We start from the raw sequence: 6,870 nt of genomic DNA, 5'->3' as shown, positions 1-6,870 counted from the left end.
TAACGGCCGACTTTGTCTATGTCCGGCTCCATGGGCCCGGCGGAAAATATCAAGGAGACTATTCGCACACCGTCTTGGAGAGTTGGGCTCGGCGTCTCGAACGTTGGAGTCCCCGCTTGGTAGCGGCCTATGTCTATTTCGACAACGACGAGGCCGCCTATGCCGTGAAGAACGCGAAGGAACTGAAGCGACTCGTTGTGCAGGGAAGCAGCTGAGACCTGCGATACCCCATGGCTGTGGTGAGTAGTCAATAGAGAGGACAAATCATGGCGGCGACAGTCGCGGATATCTTGGTGGAACGTCTCATCGATTGGAATGTGGATACTATTTTTGCCCTTCCGGGTGACGGGATCAACGGTCTCTACGAAGCCTTGCGAACTCATCAAGACGCCATTCGATTGGTACAAGTCCGCCATGAGGAAGCGGCGGCATTGGCGGCGTGCGGATACGCCAAATTCACGCGGAGGCTGGGCGTCTGCTTGGCCACGTCCGGTCCGGGTGGAATCCATCTTTTAAACGGCTTATACGATGCCAAATTTGACGGACAACCGGTGTTGGCCATCACAGGTCATACGTTCCACGATCTGATCGGCACCCATTACCAGCAGGACATCGATCTCGGCCGTGTGTTCAGCGATGTGGCTACCTTCAGCGAACGTGTCATGGGTCCGACTCATGTGTGCAACGTGGTCGATCAGGCCGTCAAGACCGCCCTTTCCAAACGCACCGTTTCACACATCACGATTCCCAAGGACATTCAAGATTGGACCGCGAATGGAATGCGATCCAAGGCGAATGTCGCCGAACACAGCGGTGATCGGTTCAACGAAGCGTTGCCGCTTCCCGGAAAGGCGCAACTTGCGCGAGCGGCTGCATTATTGAATGAAGGAACCAAGGTGGCCATTTTAGCGGGACGAGGTTGTTTGTCGGCACGTGATGAAATTGTCGCATTGGCTGAGCAACTCGGAGCACCGATCGTGAAGCCGCTGCTCGGAAAGGCGGTTGTGCCGGACGACCATCCTTACACGACCGGAGGGATCGGTCTGTTAGGCACGGCTCCATCGCAGGACGTAATGGAGCAGTGCGACACGTTGCTCATCGCAGGGAGCAGCTTTCCGTACCTCGAGTTTTATCCAAAGCCCGGACAGGCCAAGGCCATCCAAATCGATCTGGACCCTGCTAGGATCGGATTGCGATATCCGGCCGATGTCGGACTTGTCGGGCAATGTTGGGACGTTCTACGGGCCCTGTTGCCGTTGGTTTCCCCGAAATCGGACAGAAGTTTCATCGAATGGGCACGAGAGCGGAAAGTCCGGTGGGATACCCTGATGGAAGAACGAGGCACGCGCGATGACATACCCATGAAACCACAAGTCATCGCCCATGCGCTCAACGATGTACTCGCGGACGATGCGATCATTTGTTGCGATACCGGAACGGTGACGACGTGGGCGGCGCGGCACATCCGGGTGCGCGGCACCATGCAGTTTTCCGTATCGGGAACATTGGCGACGATGGCCAATGGACTGCCGTATAGCATCGGGGCGGCGATTGCCTTCCCCGGTCGACAAGTGATCTGCTTCGCGGGAGACGGCGGGTTTACCATGTTGATGGGGGAACTGGCGACCGCGGTCAAATATCAGCTGCCGATCAAGATCATCGTCATCAAGAACAACTCCCTTGGGATGATCAAGTGGGAGCAGATTGCCTTCGAGGGAAATCCTCAATACGGCGTGGAGCTGCACGCCATCGATTTTGCGGCATTTGCCCGCGCATGCGGGGCCGTCGGATATTCCGTGAGCGACCCGGCCCGCGTGAGGGAAACTCTCCAAGAAGCTTTTGCGCAGCCGGGGCCTGTCCTGATCGAAGCGGTGGTCGATCCGCATGAACCGCCGTTGCCGGGGAAAATCACGACGGACCAGGCCTGGCAGTTCGCCAAAGCCATGGCTCGAGGACAAAAAGAGCGCTTGGAAATCGTGAAAACGGTCTTAGAGAACAAGATTCGCGAAGTGGTGTAACTTGTCTATCGCCGCATGGATACTCCTGCGCGCCGTCGGTTCCAGTGCAAATTGTCCCTCACTAGACAAATTGTTCCCGACAGCGTCGCTTGGTGTGGTCACGTTTCCAAGGTTAAACGTGCGCCCTTTCTCGCGGCCACCTAGAGCGGACAAGGCAAAGTTTGTGCAATCAGCAGGGGGCAGTCACGACAGACAAGATACAACGCCATCTATGGGAGGGAAGGGAGGACGGCATGGATTTTATCGCCAACATCGAGGAAATACGAAAGCGGGCTCGTCGGCACATTGAAGAAGGTGCGTTCACCAAGGACTACGCGCTCGATCGTGATCCAGTCGTACGAATCCTCAATGACGCGTTGGCCACCGAATATATGTGTGTGCTCCGTTATCGCTTTCATTACTTCATGGCGACGGGCATCCATTCGGCCTCCGTGGCCAAAGAATTCTTTCAGCATGCCCAAGAAGAACAGGACCATGCCGATCAGCTCGCGGAGCGCATCAAGCAGTTGGGAGGCAAGCCCGAACTTCATCCTTCGGTCATCGCGGAACGTAGCCACAGCGAGTACCGGGAAGGCACGTCTTTAGCCGATATGATACGCGAAGATTTGATCGCCGAGCGGATCGCCATCGAGACATACAGGGAAATGGTGCGGTACTTCGGCGACAAGGATACGACTTCCCGAGTCATGATGGAAGGTATCTTGGCGAAGGAGGAAGAGCACGCGGACGAACTGGCGGACCTGTTGTTTGCCGTCCAACCGGACACCAACCAGGGCTCGCGGCATTTGTACTTCAGCGATGAGACGCCGGGGCGGACAGAACGAGAACAAGTCGGATCGTGATGGAGGTCACGTTGGTCGGCGGGACATGTATAACACACAAGGAGGGAGACCCCGATGGCAAAGAAGCAACGGCAATCGAATCAAGACAATGAAGATATGTCGGAACAAGAGTCCGTCAACGCCTTGGAACTGTTGAAAGAGGATCATCGAGAAGTGGAGCAATTGTTTCAATCGTTTGAAGAAGCGGACGGCCGTTCTCGGCAGGGGATCGCGGACGAGGCCATCAAGGCTCTGGAGATCCATACGAAAATTGAGGAGAGCCTCGTGTATCCCGCCATCCGAGAAGCGACCGGCGAAGAAGACCTGGTCGATGAAGCCAATGAAGAGCATCACGTGGTCGGGATGCTGATCAAAGAACTCAAAAAAATGAAGGCGTCGGCCAAGGGGTACAAGGCCAAATTTACGGTGATGAGCGAACTCGTGAAGCACCATATAGAAGAGGAAGAAAAGGAAATGTTTCCAGAAGCGGAGAATGCGGATATCGATTGGGAGGAATTAGGGCAGGAAGCTATGAGTATCAAAGAACGAATGATGTCAAAGTCCTCCCGCGGCCATCGCCGGGCGGCATAATGACCGGACGGAGCCAAAAGAGGCGCGACACTTGCGAGTGATCGGTTATCATAAAAGGAGGTGACGACTGCATGACGAGTCGTAGATTCGCGCAATTTATCGGAGTCCTGTTCCTGGTGGTGGGAGTCCTGGGGTTCATACCAGCGTTCGTGTCGACTCCTCACCCCAACGCCGTGCCGGGTTTATTCGCGGACGGCGGTTACGGTCTTCTGTTCGGTCTGTTTCCGGTGAACTGGATTCATAATCTGGTCCACCTCGGAGTGGGCATTGCGGGACTAACCTTGGCCCGCAGCGTGAGCCAGGCCAGAGGTTTCGCTAGAGGACTGACATGGTTGTACGGCCTCCTGGCCATAATGGGTGTCATCCAGCCGCTCAGTATGATGTTCGGCTTAGCCCCTTTACATGGGTGGGACGTATGGCTCCATGGCGGCACTGCGGCTTTTGCCGCCTACTATGGGTATGGCAAGCAAGCACAAGCCGACGAAATAGCGGAAAGCTATCGCCGAGCCGCTTGAGGTTCTCCACCGCAATGAGGCGACGGCCTCCGGGTAGAGGCTGTCGCCCTCATACGCAATTCATGTCTTTCCGACAGGGACCGGCATACCGGCGTGATCGCCCCCTTCGATTGGGTCTTCGAAGAAAAGCTGTCCGGATAAAGGACACATCGCGCGAGTTTCAAGCTTCATCTGTGAGCACCCGCTGTGGAAAATGCCGCGATTGCGTATTTCCATGAGAAATTCGCCCCGGTAAACTCCCTGTATCTTCGGTCATCACGCATCTGAACGGCCTGCCTCTTGCACTACGAAACAACGTAGGTTCGCTCCATAAATGTATGAGCAGGAAACGAAATATGAAGAGAAAGCGAGGAGGGAAGCCAATGACCGGGAATCCGTCTGGAAAAGAAAAGTACCGAATAAATACGCAAGATTTAGGATGGGACGAAGAACGAGCGGAGTGTGATGTTCACCGGGAAAACATCGGCGACGTGCAGCGCGTGCTATCCGCCATTGCAGGAATGGTCTTCATTGCCGGCGGGCTGTCTCGCCGTAATTGGAGGGGCGCGGTCCTGGCCATAATGGGTGGGAGTCTTTTTTATAGAGCGGTGAGCGGCTATTGTCCGGCGTTCGGAGCCATGGGGATCGATACGAGCGGCGGCCAGCAGGCGGGCGGGCCGACCGACACGAGCCGATTGGGACGGCGCAAGGTGCGGACGGACCACGCAACGAAGATTCAAAGGTCAATCGAGATCAATCGGCCGCCCGATGAGCTCTATCGGTGTTGGAGGTTATTGGATAATCTTCCCCGTATCATGAACCATCTTGATTCTGTGCAGGTCATCAATGATCGACTATCCCACTGGGTGATGAAGACGGTGCCCGGCGCACCCAAGGTGGAATGGGATGCCGAGATCATCAACGATGTGGAGAATCAACGAATCGGATGGAGATCACTGCAGGACTCAGATGTGGACCATACCGGCTCGGTGGAGTTCAAGCCGACGGATGATGGGAATCGAACTTGGGTGACCGTGACGCTGCAGTACGAACCTCCCGGTGGCAAACTCGGCGCCGCCGTGGCCAAATGGTTTGGAGAAGACCCGAATACGAAGATTGCCGCGGATCTGCAGCGATTCAAAGAACAGATAGAGACGGGCGTCTTTTCTCCCGCCGGCGCCCAATAGAGAACGTCATGTCACAGATGATGTTCTTGAGATATCGGTTCCACCCTCCGCTCACCATCCCTCCCGATGAGCTTGTACGGCTCAATAGAGTATTGAACCTGTTACACATGGCGAGGAAGAACCGCTCCTTGGTCATCATGGGCGGTAACCGGAAAGTGTAAACTCTATGCCGAGGGCGGCCCGCAACACGTGTGATCGATATGACCTTCTCGTGTTGCCGGACGATCATGTGATGGGGGACAGGGCGTCGTCGGTTACCGTTATCACCTACTGCGATTTCGAATGTCCGGACTGCCGCCAAGCGTACTTTCTCATAAGTGGATTGAGTATTCGATTCGCCGATCATGTGAGGTTCGTGTACCGGCACTTTCCTCTGGCCGAGAAACATCCGCATGCGCAACTTGCCGCGGAAGCCTATGAAGCCGCCGCTCTGCAAAACCGCTTCTGGCCCATGCATGATGTGCTGTTCCAAAACCAAGCGCATCTCGAAATAGATGATCTCTATCTCTATGCCGCGATGGCCGGATTGGATGTACCGCACTTTAAGGACGACTTGCATGCAGGAGCCGGTGTGCTGAAAGTACGGCGTGATGTGCTGTCCGGCCATCGGTGCGGAGTGCAGGGGACGCCCACATTCTTCGTGAATCATGCGCTGGTATCGGACAGCAATGACCTGGAGCAAACGGTATCGAGGCAAGTAAAGAAGCGATAAAGTGAAATCGTGGAAGTTGAAAGAAGGCCTGTCCTCCATGCGGACATCTTGTCTACTAAAATTATCTTAAACGATGGCGTACCAGCGGACTTCTCAGCGAGCGAGTCGGCGCGACGCGGCGCCTGCTCTAAAGTCAGGGGATTCAGCGCATGGTCCTGAACCGATAAGGGATAAGTCAACTTCCGGTCCATGATTTGCACTGGCGTTGGAGAGCATCCGGAAAACTGGCTGGAAAGAGAGATCCAACCAGAGGCTACTCACCTCATCCAAGGAGCATCCCATGTCTCGAACGACCTTCGCAGCGGTCTCCACGAGTGTTGTCTTAAGCGTCTTCTTATTCACGGGTGTGCTGAAAGCGCAATCGGATGTGAAATCGGATCCTACAGGGGAGCAATTGGATCCTAAAGCGGATACCCAATCGTTCCTCGCTATAGCCGCCGAAGAGCAGCAAGTCGCGATCGCTCTGGGTCAACTGGCTGCACAACGAGCCGAAAACAAACGGGTAAAGGAATTCAGCGCCAAGATGGTCCAAGACCACAAGAAGGTCCGCCGGGAGGCGGAACAGCTGGCATCGAAACACCAAGTGCCGCTGCCCACGAAACTTACTCCGGAGGACCAGAAAAGGGTTGACGAGATGTCGAAATTATCCGGCCATGAGTTCGATCGAGCCTACATGGATTTCACCCTGAAAAATCATGAGACCACCTTGGAGGAATTCCAGCAGCATGTGAAAACGATGAGATACCCGGATCTCAGGGAATGGTTCACCTCCACCTTGCCGACCTTGAAGGAACATCGTGATCAAGCCCGGCAGGTGTCACATTCTCTGCAAACGAATCCTTAGTCCATGAGGTGAGGATTCATCCATATTGAGGGCCCATCGCCTGCTCATGATTTGTTCCCGTCGACAAGGAGCCGTAAAATGGATCGGTCGGCGCCCGCTGCGTCTTTCAGGGGCAAGGGGCGCGCCGACCGACGAGTAGAGTGGAATCGACATGGGAACAAGCCGAGGCCCGGCGATGCCGTCAAACCTTTTTAACGATCAGG

General features: G+C 55.3%; 8 protein-coding genes. All 8 read left to right on the top strand.

Annotated features, from left to right (window positions below):
* The coding region (locus ACOSYY_RS08195; protein WP_421661780.1) for a DUF72 domain-containing protein at positions 1-215 on the top strand (215 nt) is incomplete at its 5' end.
* A 51-nt stretch (positions 216-266) separates the two neighbouring features.
* Positions 267-2,018, top strand: coding sequence for a thiamine pyrophosphate-dependent enzyme (locus tag ACOSYY_RS08190; protein ID WP_421661779.1), 1,752 nt, complete (start codon positions 267-269; stop codon positions 2,016-2,018).
* Positions 2,019-2,251: 233 nt separating this feature from the next.
* Entirely contained in the window at positions 2,252-2,860 is a 609-nt protein-coding gene (locus tag ACOSYY_RS08185) for a ferritin-like domain-containing protein (RefSeq protein ID WP_421661778.1), read from the top strand.
* A gap of 54 nt (positions 2,861-2,914) precedes the next feature.
* On the top strand, positions 2,915-3,430 hold the full coding sequence (locus ACOSYY_RS08180) for a hemerythrin domain-containing protein (protein WP_421661777.1): 516 nt from the start codon (positions 2,915-2,917) through the stop codon (positions 3,428-3,430).
* A gap of 71 nt (positions 3,431-3,501) precedes the next feature.
* Positions 3,502-3,945, top strand: coding sequence for a DUF4383 domain-containing protein (locus ACOSYY_RS08175; protein WP_421661776.1), 444 nt, complete (start codon positions 3,502-3,504; stop codon positions 3,943-3,945).
* Positions 3,946-4,280: 335 nt separating this feature from the next.
* A complete protein-coding gene (locus ACOSYY_RS08170; protein ID WP_421661775.1) occupies positions 4,281-5,111 on the top strand; it encodes an SRPBCC family protein in 831 nt (276 codons plus the stop codon).
* 166 nt (positions 5,112-5,277) lie between these two features.
* A complete protein-coding gene (locus ACOSYY_RS08165; RefSeq protein ID WP_421661774.1) occupies positions 5,278-5,823 on the top strand; it encodes a DsbA family protein in 546 nt (181 codons plus the stop codon).
* Between the two features lie 280 nt (positions 5,824-6,103).
* Positions 6,104-6,667, top strand: coding sequence for a DUF4142 domain-containing protein (locus tag ACOSYY_RS08160; RefSeq protein WP_421661773.1), 564 nt, complete (start codon positions 6,104-6,106; stop codon positions 6,665-6,667).
* Positions 6,668-6,870 lie beyond the last annotated feature (203 nt).

Source organism: Nitrospira sp. BLG_2, from assembly GCF_049222245.1.
Note: the sequence above shows the minus strand (reverse complement) of the source record. Positions and strands in the feature narration are given on the sequence as shown.